We start from the raw sequence: 20,782 nt of genomic DNA on the forward strand, positions 1-20,782 counted from the left end.
ACTTACCCTTCTTCCACTTTCTGATGGTACGCAGGCTCATTTTTCATATGATCCAAGCGATTTAATAGCTCTTTTTGAACGACCGGAGATGACACAAGATGCTCCTTGATCGGTCGTTTGGCCTTTTCATAGCCTTCATTCTCAAAATTGTCAAAACATGAATAGGCGTCCGTATAACGATCGTTCAAAAAAAGTTTTAAATGTTTGTCATTTTCTGCTTGTTTCATGAAGCGTTTATAAACAAGAAAACGACTTGCAATCTCATTCCAATGCGTTAATTGAAAGTGCTCAGAAATCCTTTGGAAAAGCGCAGATTCAACTGTAGCTACACTTTTGTAAAAGTGCGCTGCATCTTGAATGGACCGGTCATACAGTCTAATTTTATGTTCATTGATCTCTTTGATCGCCGTAGCGAGCGTGCGGATCATATAAATGTCTTTCATGTCAGAGAGAAGAGAATAATAGAGACCACTGAAATAGTCTCCTGCCAGGATGGTCAGCTGACGATTTTTGAATTCGTCTTGCTTGATGGCTGCAGCAGTTGTGACTTCGTCATGGGTATCAAGGGCAATTTGCACAAGCATCGCCGTTAAAATATAATTTTCTTTTTTCTCTGCATCAATTTGAGCTTCTTCAAACATTGCATGAAAAAGAAGGAGCTTATCTTCATCGATGAGTGGTGCGCGTAAATGCTTCGCCAAATAAGGATGAGAAAGCTTTTTATTTAATTTTATATTTAGATTAGATAAAATTCCGTAGATGTCTTGCAAAGATATCACCCTTGTCCCAAAAATTACAGTTTCATATGTAGACCTGCACATTGTATAGAGATTTATTATACCATATCAGCTCTCACTTTTATGCTATCAAGTGCTACAAGTTCTTTATTTCTTTGCTTCGCTTTGAATTTCGCCGAAGCTTGTTTGAATGACAGCATCGCCTCTTACTTTGATCGCTGACGTATGCTCAGTAAATTGTGCAATGATCACTTCACCTTTATCGAGTTTCTCGGAATGGTGAAATCTTGTATCAGAGCCTCTTGTTAGGCCGATGACGTTTACACCATTATCAATGGCTTTAATCACCACAAAATCAGATGCTTTATTTTCACTCATTTTGTTCACCTTCCATCTATTGAATTAGTCGTTTTTAATAAAGGAAAGCACTTCTGCTCTTGCGGCTGCATCATTTGCAAATGTGCCGCGGACGGCTGAGGTCACTGTTTTAGCGCCTGGCTTTTTCACTCCGCGCATCGTCATACACATATGCTCTGCTTCAACGACAATCATCACGCCATGCGGATTAAGTGTTTCCACCATACTATCTGCAATCGTTGATGTAATGCGTTCCTGAAGCTGCGGGCGTTTTGCCACGGCTTCTACAGCTCTTGCCAGCTTACTAAGTCCCGTTACTTTTCCTCCGCGCGGAATATAAGCGACATGGGCTTTCCCGTAGAAAGGCACAAGGTGGTGTTCACACATTGAATGGAAAGCAATATCTTTTACAAGGACGAGTTCTTCGTGGTCTTCGCCAAAAATGGTTTTAAAATGTTCTTTTGGATCTTCATTTAATCCCGAGAACACTTCTTCATACATTTTTGCAACTCGTTTTGGGGTATCAAGAAGTCCTTCACGATCCGGATCTTCTCCGATTGCTTTTAATATATCGCGTACTGCGTGTTCGATTAATTCTTTATTTATTTCACTCATGTATTATATCCTCCAAAGGCGATTACATTTCATTCAGATTCTAGCACACTTCAGATCCTAAAAGCAAAGGAGAGCGTTCTAAAAGAACCTTTTGATTCAAAAGGAAAAGCCCCTTATGAAAGGGGCTTTTCTAGACCAGTGTGAAACTGTATATGTATAACTCCTTCAACAGGATCATTACACATAACGATTATTTACCTGCCACCGCGTCTTTAAGTGCTTTACCTGGTTTGAAAGCAGGTACTTTGCTTGCAGGGATTTCGATCTCTGCACCAGTTTGTGGGTTACGTCCTTTACGAGCTGAACGCTCACGTACTTCAAAGTTACCAAAACCAATAAGTTGGATTTTGTCACCATTTTTAAGTGCATCTAAAATTGTATCAAAAACAGAATCAACTGCTTTTGTCGCGTCTTTTTTAGATAACTCGCTTGCTTCAGCAACCGCGTTAATAAGTTCTGTCTTGTTCATGCCTTTCACCTCCTCCCAAAAATATGCATTCAGTAGATTGTTATCATTTCTTCACAATTCATCTTCTTTCTATACCCTTTTTCAGAAAAAAAGAGCGTCTAGAAAGCGTTATACATGGCTTTTCATTAGAAAACATCTCTTTGAAGGAATGTTTGTCCAACAAAGTGAAGATTTTCTGTAAGTAGATTAACACATATGAAATACCATATCAAGCATTTTAAAGGGAAGAATCCTTATTCGTCAAGGATTAAGGGCACTTTTGCGAACGAATATTCCTAATTTCAGCCTGAATCTGACTAATCTTTATACAATTGTCTTTTTATGACTCATTCTACACGCAAAAAAAAGACCCCATCAATGAGAGGTCTCACTTGCTATAAAATAATCGCGATCAAACCGCCTGATCCTTCGTTAATGATTCTTTCAAGCGTTTCCTTCAGCTTATATCTTGCGTTTTCCGGCATAAGAGACAGCTTCGCTTGAATGCCTTCTCTGACAAGGGAGCTGAGGGAGCGGCCAAATATATCTGAATTCCAAATCGAAAGCGGATCATCTTCAAAATCTTGCATTAAGTAGCGGACGAGCTCTTCACTTTGTTTTTCTGTTCCGATAATCGGTGCAAATTCACTCTCTACATCTACTTTGATCATATGAATAGATGGAGCGACCGCTTTTAATCTCACACCGAATCTTGATCCCTGCCTAATGATTTCTGGCTCATCTAAACTCATATCGGACAACGCTGGCGCTGCAATCCCGTAACCAGTCTGCTTCACCATTTTCAATGCGTCTGATACTTGATCATATTCTGTCTTAGCATGAGCAAAATCTTGCATCAGCTCTAGAAGATGGTCTTTTCCTCTAATTTCTACACCAACCACTTCTTTTAAAATATGATCATATAGATCATCTGGCGCATACAGGTCAATCTCTGCAATCCCCTGACCCATTTCAATTCCTGCTAAACCCGCTCTTTCGATAAAATCAAATTCACTGAATTGACCAACGACACGGTCGACATCTCTTAATCTTTTAATATCCTTTACAGTTTCCTTTACTGAATCCTGATAGCTTTCTCTCAGCCAGTGATCTTCTTTTAGCACCATCACCCAGCTTGGCAGGTTCACATTCACCTCTAGGACTGGGAATTCATATAATGCTTCACGAAGAACGCTGAGTACGTCTTGCTCTCTCATACTCTCTACGCTCATGGCGAGTACTGGAATATCATACTTTTGGCTAAGTTCCTGCCGGAGCGCTTCTGTTTCAGGATGATATGGCCTCACAGAGTTGATGACCATAATAAACGGCTTTCCAACCTCTTTGAGTTCATCAATCACACGTTCTTCAGATTCAATATAATCATGTCTTGGAATTTCTCCAATGGAACCATCTGTTGTAATCACTACACCTATTGTTGAATGCTCTTGAATGACCTTGCGTGTACCAATTTCCGCTGCTTCATGAAACGGAATTGGCTCTTCATACCACGGCGTATTGATCATTCTTGGGCCATTTTCATCTTCATACCCGCGCGCACCAGGGACAGTATATCCCACACAATCGACAAGTCTGATGTTGACATCAAGGCCGTCACTCACGTGAATTGATGCGGCTTGATTCGGTACAAATTTTGGCTCTGTGGTCATAATGGTTTTTCCTGCTGCGCTTTGCGGCAATTCATCCTGTGCTCTTGCACGATCTGCCTCATTATTGATATTCGGGAGCACCACGAGCTCCATAAACTTTTTAATAAACGTAGATTTCCCTGTACGAACAGCGCCAACGACTCCTAAATATATATCGCCTCCTGTTCGTTCAGCGATATCCTTGAAAATATCGACTTTTTCCAAGTGATCCCCTCCCGGACTTGCTATCCTCGTTTTCAAATGAAATACTCTATTCTTCAATCAAACTGTGCTTGAAAGGTGTCTGGACAATATATGTGTATGACGTTGTCCTATTTGAATATGACACCTTTTTGTTTTGAGAGTAAGTTTAGCCATAAAAAAACCTTTCTCCTCATTTATATGCAGAGGAAAAAGGTTCATTCTTGTTTATGACGTCTTTTTTTCTAAAAAGGCAGGCTCACCTTTTTTGTTGATGGTATATGGGACAGAAAACGCGGGTACAAACGGGGTTTCCTGCCAATATACATCCTGAATGTTTTCACCTGGTTTCAGCTTTTGCTTCGTATTCTTCAAAATATGAGCAAAATCACTGCGGTAGTCCACATAGATGTCACCGTTTGATGAAATCAGTAATGGGAGGGAATTCCCTGTCACAGGACTTATCACCGCAGGCGGCGATTTTAATCCTAGTTTTTTTTCATTTAACGTATATAAATTGGCTGATACGACTTTGCCGTATGGCGGATATGTATGTTCATCTTGATACACCTTGATTCTAAGCCGTAATTCATTGATGGTCTGCGTCATTTTGACATCAAGCAGTTTCACAGTGGGTTTCTTTTCGACGTCTGTGAGGACATAAATATATTCGCCCCCGCCTTCATAAGATGTAGACGGTACATCGTGTAAATATCTTGGTGACAAGCGCTTAAAGTCGATGACATATTTCTGATAAACCGGCGTGTCTGCTTCTTTTGTTTCTATAGGCAGAAGACCATTTGTTGCTTTTTGAAATTCCTCAATCGCTGTCTGTACACTTTGCAGCTGCTCTTCGTATGGCACCCGGTTCTCAGCTTTGCGATTTTCTGGATACAGACATCCTGTTAATAAAATAAGTGCTAACAGCGTGACACTGACTTTTGCTTTGATCATCACATTCTTCCTTTTTCTTTATTCATTAACCGGTCCGCTAATGACAACTAAAAACACAATGATACCTGATATCAGCATCAAGCTGTACGCAACGGTCGAGGCCGTTATTTTAAGAAATTTGCTTTTCAGCTTAAACCTGCTGAAATAAATGGTTACTACGGCTAAAAACATGAGCCCCATTGAACCAAGCGCAAACCACATCTTGATTAAAGCAAAACTCATCGTGCCTGTCCCCCTTCAAAACGAACGAATTGTAAGCGTTTATATTTCATTTTAAACCAAAAATAAGGTAAATATCAATCATTTTTCCAATCATTCAGAAAAAAGCGCATAAAAAAACTGAAGCAAAGAGGGGGACTCTGCTTCAGTCATTGGATCGACTATTTTCCTCATTCTGTAGAGGCAAAGCTCTATTCAAACTTCATTGCTATGTTATGCAAGTCTTCCCCTTCTTGCATCCTCTACATGCCTAAGTTCAGTCTTTCCTTTTATTTTGTTTGGTTTTCAAACATGTTCACAAGGTCTTCCATCTCATGTGTTTTCACACGTGCCATCAATGATTCTACAGCATCGTCAACCTTTTTCCCTTCAAACAGGACGCCGTAAAGAGCCTCTGTAATCGGCATGCTGACCTTGTATTCTTTTGAGAGCTGATAAGCGCCTTTTGTTGTGCGGACGCCTTCGACAACCATGCCCATTTTTTCAAGCACTTCTTCGAGCTTGTATCCTTTACCGAGTAAATTCCCGCAGCGCCAGTTACGCGAATGAACACTTGTACATGTCACGATCAAATCACCAATGCCTGTTAATCCGGCAAATGTAAGGGGATTCCCTCCCATTTTTGTGCCAAGACGTGCGATTTCAGCAAGTCCTCTAGTGATAAGCGCCGCTTTTGCATTGTCACCATATCCAAGTCCGTCTGTGATACCAGCCGCAAGAGCAATGATATTTTTCAATGCGCCGCCAATTTCCACCCCAATCACATCAGGGTTGGTGTACACTCTAAAATGATTGTTCATGAACAAATCTTGAACAAATTGAGCTGCTTCAATGTTTTCTGACGAGACAGTGACAGTTGTCGGATGACGCAGACCTACTTCTTCTGCATGACTCGGCCCTGATAGGACAACGACAGCCTCTCTTTTCTCAGATGGAACTTCTTGTTCAATCATTTGAGAAATTCTAAGAAGTGTATCTGGTTCAATTCCCTTACTGACATGGACAAATGGCACCTTCGATGAGATCAGCTCATTTGCCTGCTTCAATACCTCACGAATGGCCTTTGTTGGCACAGCGACAATTACCGCCTCTGTCCCCTCTAAAGCCTGCTTCATATCGGTTGTCGCCTGAATAGACGCTGGCAGTTCGACATTTGGCAAGTAATCATGATTTTCATGTTTCTCATTGATTTGATCAATGAGCTCTTGTCTATGTCCCCACATGTGTACATCATGATGATTATCAGCTAATACAAGCGCAAGTGCTGTTCCCCAGCTGCCTGCTCCAAGTACTGAAATTTTCTTCATCCTTCTCACCCTTTTTATTTTCTCGCTCTCGCAAATATTTTAATTGGTGTTCCTTCAAAACCAAATGCATCTCGAATGCGGTTTTCTAGGAAACGCTCATAAGAAAAGTGCATAAGCTCTGGATCGTTGACAAACACAACGAAGGACGGAGGCTTAATGGCCACCTGTGTTGCATAGTAAATCTTTAGGCGCTGTCCGTTATGGGTCGGCGTTGGATTCATCGCCACCGCATCCATGATGATATCATTTAAAATATTGGTTTGAACGCGCATTGCATGGTTTTCGCTTGCTGTGATAATGGACGGCATTAATGTATGAATTCTCTTTTTCGTAAGAGCTGACATAAACAAGACAGGTGCATAATCAAGGAATTGAAAATGTTCGCGGATGTTTTGCTCAAATTCCTTCATCGTGCGCTCATCTTTTTCAACAGCATCCCATTTGTTCACAATGATGACAACAGCTTTACCAGCTTCGTGTGCATAGCCCGCAATTCGTTTATCCTGCTCAATAATGCCTTCCTCGCCGTCAAGTACAACAGCGACAACATCAGAGCGGTCAATGGCTTTTAATGCACGAAGTACACTGTATTTCTCTGTTGTTTCATATACTTTCCCTTTTTTCCTCATACCTGCTGTATCGACAATGACAAAGTCACGCTGATTGTACGTAAACATCGTATCGACAGCATCTCTTGTTGTACCAGCAATGTTGCTGACAATGACGCGGTCTTCTCCGAGCATCGCATTCACTAAAGAAGATTTCCCTACATTCGGGCGGCCAATTAAGCAAAACTGAACAACTTCTTCAGCATATTGCGTATCCGGTAAGTTCTTAAAGTGTTCTGCCACTGCATCAAGCAGATCACCAAGACCTAATCCGTGCGTTCCAGAAATCGGAAACGGCTCGCCAAATCCGAGTGCATAAAAGTCATACACATCGCTTCTCATTTCAGGGTTGTCCAGTTTATTGACAGCAAGTACAACTGGCTTTTTCGTACGATATAAAATTTTTGCGACTTCTTCATCCGCAGATGTCACGCCATCTCGACCATTCACCATAAAGATAATGACATCCGCTTCATCCATTGCGATTTCTGCCTGATGGCGAATTTGCGCCAAGAATGGCTCATCTCCAATATCAATTCCACCAGTATCTATTAAATTAAAGTCATAATTTAACCATTCAGCAGAGCTATAGATTCGATCTCTTGTTACACCAGGTGTGTCTTCTACAATCGATATTCTTTCGCCTGCGATTCGATTAAAAATTGTAGATTTTCCAACGTTGGGCCTTCCAACAATGGCTACGACAGGTTTACCCATAGTACCCTTCCTTTCAATCCAGCCGCGATTCAATATGTTCATCATCATGTTTCAACCGGGATTTATAATTTTCATTCAGATTTATGAAATAAACCCTTCAAACATGAAGGGTTCAACTTATATATTATATCAATTTTTAATCAGACCACAATGAATAACTTAAAAATGTTTGACAATCAAGTAAAGATCTTCTCCAATGCCGTGTGCAATTCCATCTAAAATGGCCTCTAAATTCATGGCATACATGTCGAGCTCTTCTTTATTTTCACAGAAAAAAACCGCTGTTCCGCCAATGACCCGCTCTTTATTAGTTGTTGCCACAGCCAATATAAATTGTTCAATGGTGTTCGCCATGCCCTATTACCTCACTTTCTTTTTAATGAAATCTGTCGGCATTCTTATGGCATTTTCTAAAATAGGCACCTCTTCTAATACACGTACAGCCAAATCTTCACGCTGCCATTGCGGTAAAATGAACACACCAAGTGTACCGGTATTCAGATCACGTTTTGCGAGCGGACAGAGCGATGGTTCACCAGAATCGCGGTACACGCCAAGCACGTTTGATAAATCAAATAAAATGGCTTGCCGCTGTCCAAGGTTGGCAATCGTTGTAGCAGAGTTGAAATTTTTCGGCGTCAAAATAAAGCCCATCCCATGCTCTAAAATGAGTTTTTGCTTTTCAGGCAGCCCGATATTCATAATGTATATATCATTCACATAAAGCCCTGCCCCATCAAAGCGAAGTTCCCCTTTTTGAATGCTGACGATATCCTTTAATTGACTGCCTGACATTAATAGCTTTGCCATGAAAAAACAAAGAATACCGACTACTGTTCCAACAACAAGCGAGAAGAAAATACAGGCTGTCGTTGTAATAAGTGCAGTGAGAATGGCAATATAATTTCGACTTTCAAAGGCAATAGCAATGCCTTCTATATATGTACTGCCTCGTGAGACAAGCTCATACGAATCCATTTGGGTTAACGTATTTCTTTCCATATTTCGGACATCTCGAAATTGTGTGGCTGCCAAAGTGAGAAAGGTAATCGCTGTAAATTCCTCCTGAATTAGTGCAGGCATAATGATCGCACCTAATCCTGACGCAATAAAACCAAGTGCAATGTGAATCACTTGTCCATGAATATACGTTGGGTATTGCCGGTAATCCGTTCTTAACATGTAAAGTCTGGCCGCCATCCCAAAGATGACACCAATAATCACAGGAAACGTATAGTCTGTCATGTTGATTTTGCAGCCCCTTTTACTGATTTTCTTGATGAACGGGCGTTTAAGAGCTTTTCAAGCTGATCGACACCTAATAGGAAGACCGCTCCTTGTACAACGAAGGAAAGAAAAGAGAGATCTCCTAGGACAATTGATGATGTGAGGCGGTGAATCGTCAGCGCATAAAGGGCTTCGCCGAGACATACTGACATCATCCATAAGGTGATTCTTTCCGTTAACGGCTGTCCATATGTCATACACATTAAGATCAGCAGGATAAATACGACCCAATCCACCTTTATTATCGTGAACCAAACAGGGTCATATAATGCAAACATCATAAAAAAGGCATACGCGCTCACCATCGAGCCCAATTGCATGATTCTCATCATTCGGTAACTAGGCCTATATATGACGAAAGCAGCACATGCATATAAAAAAGTCATCAAGAATCCCGCATTGATGCTCATATCTAAAACGGATATCATGATATGACTGAATATAATATGGACAAGTACACAGATGCCCAGCACGCTGCGCCACAAACTTTTTTCCATGATAAATGTCACCATAATCCAAACGAACCATATAGACCAATAATAGTACAAAGCCTCCAACGCCTCATCACCTCAATTACATTATGGGAAAATCTCCAATTTTTAAACATGCGGATCGTTACCGGCTCTGTATGAAATAAACAAGAGGTGACACCCTAATAACCTGAGGAGGGATACATGATGGGAAAAGATAGACAGGAAAAACGTTTAAAGGCGTCAAAAAGAGTGGAATCTGACCGCGATCAATCCATTCATCATAAAGGTGCAACAGCATTAGAAGGTCCAGAAAGCGCTCGAAAAAGAAATCAATAAAAAAAGGCATGTGATGATCACATGCCTTAGATTTGTTGACAAAGGGCTAAAATGTTCTTTATTTTGGATCTTTGTCTTCTTTTCAGCGTGATAGAAAACCTTTGCAGCCCTAGGAAGGGCGAGTACCGGGGCGGAGCGAATTTGACATTCGTGAGCACCGGCACGCAGAATTGACACCGAATGCGAGGGTTTGTCTACGCGCTAAGGCATGTGATATCACATGCCTCTCTGACTATAGTACGTTGTGTCAACGCCTCTTTCTTTGAGCCAATGACTTGTTTCCCCTGAGATCACAACTTGAGCCTGTCTCAGTTCTTCAATCGTCTTCACGCCAAGCACTGTCATCATCATCTTGATATCTTCTTGAAGTTCCATGATATCTTCGATGAGGCCGCTTTCTCCTCCACTGGTCAATGATTTTAAGAAAAATCCAGCTAGACCAGCAGCAGATGCGCCAAGAGCCATTGATTTGGTTACATCAAGAGCATCTTGAATACCTCCGGAGGCTAAAATCGTTTGACTCTGAAAGGCTGTATGTACTTCAGCAAGACTCGCTGCAGTTGGAATTCCCCATTGATCAAAATAACGAAGTGCTTTTTGGCGTCGGAGATTTTCAATCTTGGAGAAGTTCGTTCCACCAAATCCGCCTACATCAACGGCTGCAACCCCAGCATGAAATAACTTTCCTGCCGTCTCCTTGCTCATGCCAAACCCGACTTCTTTTACAACAACAGGCACACCAACAGATTCAACGATCGCTGCAATCCGCTCAAGTGCCCCCCTGAAATCGCGATCGCCTTCAGGCATGACAATCTCTTGGATGACATTCAGATGAATTTGGAGCATATTCGCCTCGAGCATGTTGACTGCTTCTTGAGCTTGCTTCATTGTCGCTTCACTGCCTAAATTCGCAAATACAATTCCATCCGGATTGACTTTACGAACGACTTCATATGTTCGTCTTTCTTCTTTATCTTTCAGTGCAGCCATTTGTGATCCAACTGCTACTGGGATATTGGTCTCCTTCGCTGCGATCGATAAAGAGCGGTTGATCTCATAGGTGGATTCTCCGCCTCCGCCAGTCATTGCATTGATAAAAATTGGCGAACCGAAAGTCAGTCCGCCAATTGTCGTTTGTGTATCAATTTGTGATGTCGCAAGATCTGGTAAACTGGCGTGAACGAAGGAAACATCATCTAAACCTGTTGCTGCATGCTGGCCAGTGGACAACGCATGCTCAATATGCTGCTTCTTTCTTTCTGCTCGCGTCAATTTTGATCACCAAATTATTTTAGTTTATTGAGTTTATCGCCGATCAGGTCACCAAGCTGGAATCCGCTTGTGTTTTCTTCTTTCGCCTGATATTGACGATAATCTTCTTCGATTTGTTTTTCAGGATTTTCTTCTAAATCACGGATGCTTAGTGAAATGCGCTCTTCGTCTTCATTCACATCAAGCACTTTCACTTTCACAGTCTGCCCTTCTTCAAGGACTTCTTGCGGCGTGCCGATATGTTTATGAGAGATTTGGGAAATATGCACAAGTCCTTCTACACCTGGCAGAATTTCAACAAATGCACCAAAGCTCACAAGACGTTGAACGGTTCCTTCAAGCACATCACCTTGTTTTACCTTTTCACCAATTTGGCTCCAAGGTCCTGGTAATGTTTCTTTAATAGATAGTGAGATACGTTCGTTATCACGATCAACAGCAAGTACTTTGACCTTGACTTCCTGTCCTTCTTCTACTACGTCAGATGGCTTTTCAACATGCGCATGGGATAGTTGAGAAATGTGAACTAATCCGTCAATGCCGCCAATGTCAACAAATGCACCAAAATCAGTAAGCCGCTGCACTTTACCATCAATCACACTGCCTACTTCAAGCTTTTGCAGGAAGTCTTGCTTTTTGTCTAATTGCTCTTGCTCAACGACTGCACGGTGTGAGAGAATCACGCGGTTTTTTTCGCGGTCAAGTTCTACCACGACAAGTGAGAGTGTTTTCCCTTTGTAATCTGTGAAGTCTTCTACATAGTGTGCTTCTACAAGAGATGCAGGAATAAATCCGCGCACACCAATGTCAACGACAAGACCACCTTTTACAACGTCTTTTACTTCAGCTTCAAATACTTCTTTTGTTTCAAACTTTTTCTCTAGGTCTTCCCAAGCGCGGTCTGCATCAACAGCACGTTTAGATAAAATCAAAGCATCGTCTTCGACCTTTGTTACTTTAAGCTCTAACTCGTCGCCATCTTTCACGACATCTGATGCTTTTTCAACGTGAAGACTTGATAATTCACTGATTGGGATGATACCAGGTTGTTTCACATTGACGATATCTACATTAACATGCTTGTCCTCAACTTTAGAAACAATCCCTTTCACTACATCTCCAACCTCTGGTACCTGAACATCGATTTGATTCATTTCCTCTGTCATTTCGATAACCTCCTTGGTCCAAACCTACACAGCTTAGTTAAAACGACTGGGCGAATATGTGTCTTAAGCATGATGATTGCCAGCCGAATATGTATTATAGAAACATTCAAATCAATATAATTGCTTGAATGATCAATAAAAATAGTATTAGTATAAACTTCTAATAAAAGACCTTGTTTGTCAAGAGATAAACCTCTAACTTATAAAAGTTTTCTAAAATTTCTTACTGTTTCTCCACGCGGTCTGCTGCATCTAAAATTTTCCCTGCCACCTCTTGAATAGAAAGGGAAGTGGTGTCAATTTCAATGGCGTCATCCGCTTTCTTCAAAGGTGAAACTTCGCGCTCAGAATCAAGCTTATCGCGTCTTGCAATCTCTTCGATCAGCTGATCGTAATTGACATCGTAGCCTTTTTTCTGATTCTCTTCAAAGCGGCGTTTTGCTCTTTCTTCTACTGATGCAAGCAAGAAAATTTTCACTTCAGCATCTGGAAGTACATGAGTACCTATGTCTCTTCCGTCCATAACGACGCCGCCTCGTTTGCCAAGCTCTTGCTGCCTGCGGACCATTTCTTCCCGAACAGCTCTGTGCTTTGCAACAACCGATACCTGGTTGCTTACGCGGTCTGTGCGAATATCCTCTGTGACATCCGTATTGTTTAGATGGACTTTTTGACCCTCGTCTGTTGTTACTAGTTCAATGACCGTTTTTTTCAGTAATGAATCAAGTGCCTGTTCGTCTTCAAGGTCTACACCTTGATTGAGTGCCGCAAGTGTAATCGCGCGGTACATAGCACCTGTATCAATATAAATATATGATTTTTTGGCTGCGACAATTTTTGCCACAGTGCTTTTGCCTGCTGCTGCAGGACCGTCAATTGCTATAGATAATTTCTTTTTCATAATACCTCTCCTTGATTGAATCTCCCTTATGAATTGTAACACGATCACCGCTCAAACGGGGGAATTTTCTATCAATCCTTCTGCTTAAACGTTTCAATCCATTCTTCAATACTCATGTTATTCACACCCTCATACTGCACGACTTTTGACAAAAAAAGCTCTCCTTTCGTCAAATGAAGTGTAATCTGAACAGTTAGCAATAAAACAAGCTGAATGAGCACCACTTTCAATAACCATCTTTCCATTGTCTTCATACAAAAAGCCTCCACGCTAGATTCTTTCCTCTCTAGTATGGAAGCTTTTTACACCCTTTATTCTTATGCTTTTTTCACACGTGTTAAAAGCTGCTGCTGGAAGCAGTATTTCATGATGTGCTGCTGGTGATCATTTGTGATCTCTGAAAACTCCATGATCGCTCTTGTTTTGCCAGACTGTTCATCTTGATATACTCGATTCATCTCTGCAACCGCTTTTATTTTCACGGGCTCTTTTAGGGGAAGTTCAAACTCTGTGACCACTTCTCCATATTCTTTCAATGACACGCCCTCAGGAACAGAGATTGCTACGCCGCCAGCACTCATATTCACAATAAACGTTTCAAAGGCCTCTTCATCCGTTTGCATAATGGTGGCTTTGACCATCGTATCCACTCTCAGATATTCTCTTCGCTGAAGCCGAATCATTTCTTCTTTTGGCGGAATGGAAATAACAATCATCGGGATATCTTCTTTTCTTTTTCCGATGACTTCGCTTGTACATTTGTATGGAATTTGGTTTTCGTCAAAAAAGAAGACGGTGATTTCTGTTTGCTGGTTTAAGTAGATGGTGCGTCCCGTTTCTTTATCAGCTGGATAATTAATGCAAATATCATCGTTATTATTTTCCAAAACCTTCGATTTTGCTGTTTTCACTTCTTTGTTCTCATTGACATATTCAATTGTGATTGCATCCCCTATTTGTAACATTCCTCATCACTCTTTTCATCTGTGAAATCGTATCCTCTCCTATATTAAACCATGTCTAAAACAAAAGGAAAAGACTTATTAGCCTTTTCCTTGTTTCCTTTTCTATAGGTCTTTATATATAGGTTCTGCGTTTTTTAGTTTATCTACTCGTTCTTCTTTTCCAGTATCTGCATTAATGAACATGCGATACGTATCGTTTTTTATCGTTCCAAGGAACTCATAGCACAGAACTTCCTCTGACATATCATTTTGCACAATCGCTAAATGAGTATCTTCGATCTTTACATGCTGATTTAATGTTTTCTTCGCTTCTTTTTGCGAGATTTTAGGTGATTTAATGTCACGTGTTTTATGATTCGTTAAATAATCCTTCGCTGAAAACCCAACAACCTCACCATCGTCCAATGCGACTTTCATGCGTATGCTATCTGGATAAAGCAGAACATTTTTCTGAAGAGGAACATAGGTAAATACACCGATATTATCAAATTGTGCACTTTCATCTAAATGGAACGATTCTGTATCAAACCCTTGCTTCTTTAAAAAGCTGAGTGCTTTTTCTGATGCATCATTTAAACTGATTTTCTGTTTTTTCACGTCACGATTCTGAAGAAGGTAAACTGGGTGTCCTCCTTTTTCAGTTAAGTCTAAATAAAAGTTTGCATGGCTGTCTGGATCAGACATCGATAAGCTGTACACGTCGCGATTGGTTTTGCTGCCGCTTTTTCTCACTTTAAAATGTTGATTATGGTCAGGTGTGAATTGCTGTGCAATGCGGATCGCTTCTTTTTTTGAAATCTTATCGCCTTTTAAATGATTGTATCCTTGTGTTTCTTTTTCTGTGGACACATTTGTAGGACCAAGATCGACATCTGCAAATGCATCTGCATTTCTCTCGACTGTTTTCAGCCCGTCAATGATGGTGTTGTCGTTCTTTCGATCGCCGTCAGCGAGCGCCATTTCAACATCCATCCATTTTAAGTTTTTATTAAGTACGAGGTGCTGCACTTGTCTAAGTTCGTTTTGGATATCTGACGCTTGATTATATAGAGCTGTAATGGTTTTGTGTGTATCTTTATTTAATGGTTCATCTGATAAAGATTTGACTGATGATTTGTAGCTAAAGTCTCCGACATTCGCCAGAAATTCTTCCGTTTTATTAAAAGGCATCAATGTAAGCGGGAGCTGGCTGACATTGTTATGCGCTTCTGATGACATTCTCCATACATCTGCAAGTGCTGGTGAGATGGATGTTTGGCTGTTCATCGCAAGTGTTGCGCCCAGTTTGTCATGCAGCTGATCCACCTGATACGTTAAATCGTGGAAGGCTCTTTGGTAGTTGTTCTCAGCATGAAGCAGGACGGCGTCTTTTTCTTGATGTTCTTTATAGCCCCAGTAACCTGTTGAGATGACAGCAATTCCTAAAATAGCAATCAATATTCCTCTGATCATTTATTTACACCCCTTTTTATTCGCAGAATATATGTTTCCCGATTCGTTTAATTTGTGGTCTTCCCCAAATCCATGGACTTGTTGCTGTATCAGGATTAAAGTAATAGATGGCGCTTTCAGATGGATCCCAGCCATTGATTGCATCAAATACAGCTTTTTTTGCCGTTTCATCTGGCGTCATATAAAATTGCCCATCTGCTACAGCAGTAAACGCAAGCGGTTCAAAAATGACTCCTGCGATCGTATTTGGAAAGGTCGGATTGTTCAAGCGGTTTAAGATAACGGACGCGATGGCCACCTGTCCTTCATACGGCTCACCTCTTGCTTCACTGTAAACAGCTTGCGACAAGAGCTGAATGTCATTACTAGAAAAACCACCAGGCATGTTGGCTGCTGTTTGTTTTGGTGTTTGATTTCCCTGCTGGCTGCCTGACTGATTGCCGGACTTCCCAGATGATCCACTTTGACTTTTTTGATTTTCTTTTGTACCTTGGGCTGTCTTTTTTTGCGAGCTTTTTTGCGCAGGAGCCTTTGTTTGCTGATCAAGAGGCTTTCCGCCATAATGGGTAAACTGGTTCCCTTGCTGCAGCTGTTTTTGAACAAACTCTTTGTAGTATTTCGTCTTTTGAACTAATAAGTTTTTTGTTTTCTCACCTACAAGTCCATCGACCTTCTTCATGCCAAATTGGCTTTGAAAGTTGCGAACGGCCCAGTACGTCCCCCAGCCATAGACGCCATCGATTTTGCCATTGTAAAACCCATTGTATTGGAGCCGCGCTTGCAGCTCGACTACATCTTCTCCTGTTGCCCCGCGCTGGATGACTTGGCCGGTGAATGCTTCACTTTTACTGGCTGTCAAAAGTGAAGACGCAAGAAGAACGATTGAGAAGATAAGAACAATTTGTTTCATGAAACGAGCTTTATCCATATTTGATCCTCCTGTACTTTTGATGTTTGAATATATGTTTCTTCCGATCCCTATTTTTATACATTCAACACAGGAGAGAATTGGATGGAAAAGACAAAAAAACGCCCTATAAACAAATAGGACGTTTTCCAAATTAAATTTGCACCATTTTTACCGCACGGGCTTTTTTTGCTTTCCTTAAACCAAACCACCATAAAAAAATCATGAACGGCACCATGATATATCCCCAGTTTTTCATCCCTAATAGAATGAAATCATACAGGCCGTGAAACAGTACAGGGAGCGTTAAAGAAAGGATCAGCCATTTGCGCTGCTCTTTTTTATCAGAGAAGCGGGCTTTTCCGATATAAAATCCCATCACAACACCAAATAATGCGTGACTTGATACAGGTAATAAAGCACGGGTAAACGCATATTCGACCCCGTGGCCGACTAAGTAAAGGATATTTTCAAGTGTTGCAAAACCAAGTGAGACACTCGTTCCATACACAATTCCGTCATAGTGTTCGTCAAACTGGGCATGTGCATAAACGCTGACCATTAAAATAAACCATTTTAATGATTCTTCTAAAAAGCCCGACGTCACAAATGAAATCAAGATAGGATTTGTTGCAATATTTTCCTCTTGAAGGACATATTGAATAAACATGGTTGGAAACACAAGTATGACACCTAGCATAAAAGATCTGATGACCATGTGAACCGGCTCATTGTCGTACTGATCTTTCAAATAAAAATAACTTAAAAGTGCGATGCCGGGAGCTAAACCTGCTGAGATGATTGCGATCATAACCAGACCTCTTTCCCTACATTATCCTTCATTATCGTACCATGATTTACCCTTTTTTTATATGACTCGGGCCCATTTTTCTAAAAATACCTTTCTATATAATCCCAATTTATAAAAAAAGAACCGAACCCCTTTGAAGGATTCAGTTCTTTTTTTATCCGTTAATTCTTTTTTTGATTTCTTCTGCAATGAGTCCGCCATGAAATCTTCCATTTTCGATAAAAATTTCATTGGCATTATTTCCAGCTGCAATGACTCCTGCAATGAAAATGCCTTCAACATTCGTTTCCATCGTCTCTTCATCAAATGCTGGACGGCCTGATTCTTGGTCAATCGTGACACCCATTTTTTCTAAGAAAGAATGATCTGGGTGATAGCCAGTCATGGCAAATACATAGTCACTTTTCACTCGATCCGTTTGATTTTGCTGGTTTGTGAAGATCACATCTTCTTCTGTGATTTCTTTCACCTGCGCACCAAACTCCATTCGAATCGTTCCATTACGGACAAGCGCTTCAAACTCTGGTAAAATCCAAGGCTTGATGCTGGATGAATATTCAGTTCCTCTATACAGCACAGTGACTCTGCTTCCGCATTTCACAAGTTCTAACGCAGCATCAACACTGGAGTTCTTCCCGCCGATCACCGTCACATCTTTATCAAAATATGGATGTCCTTCTTTAAAATAGTGATATACGTGGGGAAGGTCTTCTCCTTTGACGTTCATATAGTTTGGATGATCATAGTAGCCAGTCGCAATGACGACGTAATCACATGCATAGTCGTCTTTTGATGTATTCACCGTAAAACGGCCATCTTGTTTCGTCACGGCGTTTACTTTTTCAAAAGCATGCACACGCAGTTTTTTTCGTCTGACGACCTCTCGGTAATAGGAAAGCGCCTGAATACGAACGGGCTTACGGTTTTCAGTAATAAAAGCAACATCACCGATTTCAAGCTTTTCACTTGTACTAAAAAAGGTTTGATGTGTTGGGTAATGATAAATACTGTTCACGACATTCCCCTTTTCAATCACAAGTGCATCAATCCCAATTTGCTTGAATGCAATGGCAGCTGATAACCCGCATGGGCCGCCTCCTATTATGATCGCTTTTTCTTGTTTCATTTGTTCCACTCCTGTCATTTCACTGCAATAACAATTGCTGGGCTGTTTGATTCTTTGTTCCATTCCATAAAAAAATCTCCTATTTAAGGATAGGAGATTTTAAGGCGCGATGCAAATCAGCCGCTTAAATCCAGCCTCTGAATCGAGAAGCTTCAGCCATTTTACGTACACCGACCATATATGCAGCAAGACGCATATCAATTCGGCGGTTTTGCGCCATTTCATAAATATTATTAAATGATTTCACCATCATATCTTCTAAACGAGTTTCAACTTCTTCTTCTGTCCAGTAGAACCCTTGGTTATTCTGAACCCATTCAAAGTAAGAAACAGTTACACCACCCGCACTCGCAAGTACGTCTGGAACAAGCAGTACACCACGATCTGAAAGAATTTTGGTTCCTTCCAGTGTCGTTGGGCCATTTGCTGCTTCTACGACAATTTTGGCTTTAATGTTTGCCGCATTATCTTCTGTGATTTGGTTTTCAATGGCTGCAGGTACTAGGATATCACAATCCAGCTCAAGCAGCTCTTGGTTTGTAATTGTATCGTTAAATAGTTTAGTGACGGTTCCAAAGCTGTCACGTCGGTCAAGCAAGTAGTCAATGTCTAGACCATCTTCATCGTATAATCCGCCGTACGCATCTGAAATTCCTACGATTTTTGCTCCAGCATCATACATGAATTTAGCTAAATAGCTTCCTGCATTTCCGAATCCCTGTACGACAACACGAGCCCCGTTAATGTCAATTCCTTTTTTCTTCGCCGCTTCTTTGATGCAGATCGTCACACCTTTTGCTGTTGCCGTATCACGTCCGTGTGATCCTCCAAGAACAATTGGTTTTCCTGTAATAAATCCCGGCGAGTTAAACTCATCAATTCTAGAATATTCATCCATCATCCATGCCATAATTTGAGAGTTCGTAAACACGTCTGGTGCTGGAACATCTTTTGTTGGTCCAACGATTTGACTGATGGCGCGAACATACCCGCGGCTTAGTTTTTCAAGCTCTCTGAATGACATTTCTCTTGGATCACAGATAATACCGCCTTTTCCTCCGCCATAAGGAAGATCCACAATTCCACATTTTAAACTCATCCAAATTGAAAGCGCTTTTACTTCTTTTTCCGTAACGTTCGGGTGGAAACGGATTCCGCCTTTTGTTGGACCGACAGCATCATTGTGCTGTGCGCGGTAACCAGTGAAAATTTTCACCGATCCATCATCCATACGTACTGGAATTTTGACCGTTAATAGACGAATTGGCTCCTTCAGCAATTCATACACTTCCTGCGGATACCCTAATTTGTCTAGCGCTTTATGTATGACGGTTTGAGTTGACTTTAAAACATCTAGCTTATCTTCTGCGTTATGAGCGGCGTTTTGATCGGCTGCCATTAAAATAAACCCCCTAGAAATCTTTCATGATCTACTGCTCCCTTTCAAGCAATAGTATACACCTTCGTACTGGTAAAGCAAAGGTAAAAAACGTTTTTTATCAAAATAAAATATCAGCGTTTATAAATATAAAAAGGATATAAAAAAATACTGTTGTTTCATCACAACAGTATTAAATATAATAGAAAAAAGTGATTAAAAATACATTTGGATCGTTTTCACTGCATCATCTTGCATGATCACTTTTCCGTATTCTTTTAGCCGATGGATCGTTAATGTCGTAGGAGAACCGAACTCCGCTAAAATGGAAATGACGGTATCAGCTGATAGTTCTTCAAAATCATCTAGGCTGAGAAAATATTGACCTTCATAATGGTAAACTGTACCCCCTAAAAGTCCAATACGACTTAAACTATGGGACAGTTGAATCACATCTTCAAATGAGGCAAATTGATAGAGTACATGATGACTCTCGTCGAGCTTGACTTGCATCTCAATGTAATCTTCATCAAACTCATCATCATCAGCATCATCTTGCTGACTCTTTGTGACAATGACGACCATCCCCTGCGCCTGAAGTGAAAATACTTCAACAGCAATCGGTCCACTCGCTTCAAAACCGAGCTCTTGATTCGCTTCGTTCATCATGTCTTTAAACAGCTGATGGACTTTGAACGAATCTTTCCAAAGGTCTTCTTTCGTAAGACCCCGGTCTGTCAGGTCATCTAGTGTGAGAAAAATTTTGATTTTATTATAATTCAGACGCTCCAGTCGCATAACGTTCCCTCCTGCCTCTTCTAAACACACATCATACTGTAGTATATGAGATGATGAGTCATAGGTTCTTAATTTTGTATTCAGTTTACACTGTGTCA

Annotated in this window: 24 protein-coding genes; 1 reads left to right on the plus strand and 23 read right to left on the minus strand. The window is 40.9% G+C overall.

All coding sequences use genetic code 11. The features are described from left to right. Positions 1–2: 2 nt before the first annotated feature. The 12 genes from MHB69_RS10325 to MHB69_RS10380 all read right to left on the minus strand — a co-directional run bounded on the left by MHB69_RS10325 (position 3) and on the right by MHB69_RS10380 (position 9,596). Complete coding sequence (locus tag MHB69_RS10325; RefSeq protein WP_061109295.1) at positions 3–770, minus strand: heptaprenyl diphosphate synthase component 1; 768 nt, start codon at positions 768–770, stop codon at positions 3–5. Positions 771–884: 114 nt separating this feature from the next. Then, positions 885–1,115, minus strand: coding sequence for a trp RNA-binding attenuation protein MtrB (gene mtrB, locus MHB69_RS10330; RefSeq protein ID WP_008344541.1), 231 nt, complete (start codon positions 1,113–1,115; stop codon positions 885–887). Between the two features lie 24 nt (positions 1,116–1,139). Next, entirely contained in the window at positions 1,140–1,709 is a 570-nt protein-coding gene (folE, locus tag MHB69_RS10335) for a GTP cyclohydrolase I FolE (protein ID WP_003215789.1), read from the minus strand. Between the two features lie 190 nt (positions 1,710–1,899). Beyond that, complete coding sequence (gene hbs, locus MHB69_RS10340) at positions 1,900–2,178, minus strand: non-specific DNA-binding protein Hbs (protein ID WP_003215863.1); 279 nt, start codon at positions 2,176–2,178, stop codon at positions 1,900–1,902. Between the two features lie 374 nt (positions 2,179–2,552). Beyond that, the gene (gene spoIVA, locus MHB69_RS10345; RefSeq protein ID WP_008344534.1) at positions 2,553–4,031 is read right to left on the minus strand and encodes a stage IV sporulation protein A; all 1,479 of its coding nucleotides are present in this window, start codon (positions 4,029–4,031) and stop codon (positions 2,553–2,555) included. 204 nt (positions 4,032–4,235) lie between these two features. Continuing rightward, positions 4,236–4,961 (minus strand): hypothetical protein, encoded by a 726-nt coding sequence (locus MHB69_RS10350; protein ID WP_041117833.1) that lies wholly within the window; start codon positions 4,959–4,961, stop codon positions 4,236–4,238. Positions 4,962–4,979: 18 nt separating this feature from the next. Then, positions 4,980–5,183 (minus strand): DUF2768 domain-containing protein, encoded by a 204-nt coding sequence (locus MHB69_RS10355; protein ID WP_041117835.1) that lies wholly within the window; start codon positions 5,181–5,183, stop codon positions 4,980–4,982. A 266-nt stretch (positions 5,184–5,449) separates the two neighbouring features. Next, positions 5,450–6,487, minus strand: coding sequence for an NAD(P)H-dependent glycerol-3-phosphate dehydrogenase (locus MHB69_RS10360; RefSeq protein WP_342495545.1), 1,038 nt, complete (start codon positions 6,485–6,487; stop codon positions 5,450–5,452). Between the two features lie 14 nt (positions 6,488–6,501). Then, a complete protein-coding gene (der, locus tag MHB69_RS10365; protein WP_034280419.1) occupies positions 6,502–7,812 on the minus strand; it encodes a ribosome biogenesis GTPase Der in 1,311 nt (436 codons plus the stop codon). Between the two features lie 159 nt (positions 7,813–7,971). Next, positions 7,972–8,166, minus strand: a complete 195-nt coding sequence (locus tag MHB69_RS10370) for a hypothetical protein (RefSeq protein WP_008344527.1) — start codon at positions 8,164–8,166, stop codon at positions 7,972–7,974. A 6-nt stretch (positions 8,167–8,172) separates the two neighbouring features. After that, positions 8,173–9,057, minus strand: coding sequence for a YIEGIA family protein (locus MHB69_RS10375; protein WP_024422816.1), 885 nt, complete (start codon positions 9,055–9,057; stop codon positions 8,173–8,175). Beyond that, the gene (locus tag MHB69_RS10380; protein ID WP_254001354.1) at positions 9,054–9,596 is read right to left on the minus strand and encodes a hypothetical protein; all 543 of its coding nucleotides are present in this window, start codon (positions 9,594–9,596) and stop codon (positions 9,054–9,056) included. The genes MHB69_RS10375 and MHB69_RS10380 overlap by 4 nt, the downstream gene beginning before the upstream one ends. 180 nt (positions 9,597–9,776) lie before the next feature. On the opposite strand from MHB69_RS10380, the gene MHB69_RS10385 reads away from it, so the two are divergent. Beyond that, on the plus strand, positions 9,777–9,908 hold the full coding sequence (locus MHB69_RS10385; RefSeq protein WP_064497540.1) for a YpzI family protein: 132 nt from the start codon (positions 9,777–9,779) through the stop codon (positions 9,906–9,908). A gap of 216 nt (positions 9,909–10,124) precedes the next feature. On the opposite strand, the gene fni is transcribed toward MHB69_RS10385, so the two are convergent. The 11 genes from fni to MHB69_RS10440 form a co-directional block, all read right to left on the minus strand. After that, positions 10,125–11,180, minus strand: coding sequence for a type 2 isopentenyl-diphosphate Delta-isomerase (gene fni / locus MHB69_RS10390; RefSeq protein WP_120208147.1), 1,056 nt, complete (start codon positions 11,178–11,180; stop codon positions 10,125–10,127). A gap of 14 nt (positions 11,181–11,194) precedes the next feature. Further along, positions 11,195–12,346: a 30S ribosomal protein S1 gene (gene rpsA, locus MHB69_RS10395; RefSeq protein WP_024422818.1), complete on the minus strand. Its 1,152-nt coding sequence runs from the start codon at positions 12,344–12,346 to the stop codon at positions 11,195–11,197. Between the two features lie 223 nt (positions 12,347–12,569). Then, on the minus strand, positions 12,570–13,247 hold the full coding sequence (gene cmk / locus MHB69_RS10400) for a (d)CMP kinase (RefSeq protein WP_024428083.1): 678 nt from the start codon (positions 13,245–13,247) through the stop codon (positions 12,570–12,572). A 71-nt stretch (positions 13,248–13,318) separates the two neighbouring features. Beyond that, on the minus strand, positions 13,319–13,501 hold the full coding sequence (locus MHB69_RS10405; RefSeq protein ID WP_024422820.1) for a DUF5359 family protein: 183 nt from the start codon (positions 13,499–13,501) through the stop codon (positions 13,319–13,321). Between the two features lie 63 nt (positions 13,502–13,564). Beyond that, entirely contained in the window at positions 13,565–14,212 is a 648-nt protein-coding gene (locus MHB69_RS10410) for a flagellar brake domain-containing protein (protein WP_024422821.1), read from the minus strand. A gap of 102 nt (positions 14,213–14,314) precedes the next feature. Beyond that, positions 14,315–15,664: a germination protein YpeB gene (ypeB, locus tag MHB69_RS10415; RefSeq protein WP_046311625.1), complete on the minus strand. Its 1,350-nt coding sequence runs from the start codon at positions 15,662–15,664 to the stop codon at positions 14,315–14,317. Between the two features lie 16 nt (positions 15,665–15,680). After that, entirely contained in the window at positions 15,681–16,592 is a 912-nt protein-coding gene (gene sleB / locus MHB69_RS10420) for a spore cortex-lytic enzyme (protein ID WP_101676905.1), read from the minus strand. A 133-nt stretch (positions 16,593–16,725) separates the two neighbouring features. Beyond that, the gene (prsW, locus tag MHB69_RS10425) at positions 16,726–17,382 is read right to left on the minus strand and encodes a glutamic-type intramembrane protease PrsW (protein WP_024422824.1); all 657 of its coding nucleotides are present in this window, start codon (positions 17,380–17,382) and stop codon (positions 16,726–16,728) included. 154 nt (positions 17,383–17,536) lie between these two features. Next, positions 17,537–18,508: a YpdA family putative bacillithiol disulfide reductase gene (locus MHB69_RS10430; RefSeq protein ID WP_034280402.1), complete on the minus strand. Its 972-nt coding sequence runs from the start codon at positions 18,506–18,508 to the stop codon at positions 17,537–17,539. Between the two features lie 124 nt (positions 18,509–18,632). Next, positions 18,633–19,907, minus strand: coding sequence for a Glu/Leu/Phe/Val dehydrogenase (locus MHB69_RS10435; protein ID WP_007500982.1), 1,275 nt, complete (start codon positions 19,905–19,907; stop codon positions 18,633–18,635). Positions 19,908–20,102: 195 nt separating this feature from the next. Then, positions 20,103–20,684 (minus strand): genetic competence negative regulator, encoded by a 582-nt coding sequence (locus MHB69_RS10440; RefSeq protein WP_003215601.1) that lies wholly within the window; start codon positions 20,682–20,684, stop codon positions 20,103–20,105. Positions 20,685–20,782: the final 98 nt, after the last annotated feature.

The sequence above is a fragment of the Bacillus sp. FSL K6-0994 genome, from assembly GCF_038630815.1.
Lineage (GTDB): Bacteria > Bacillota > Bacilli > Bacillales > Bacillaceae > Bacillus > Bacillus safensis.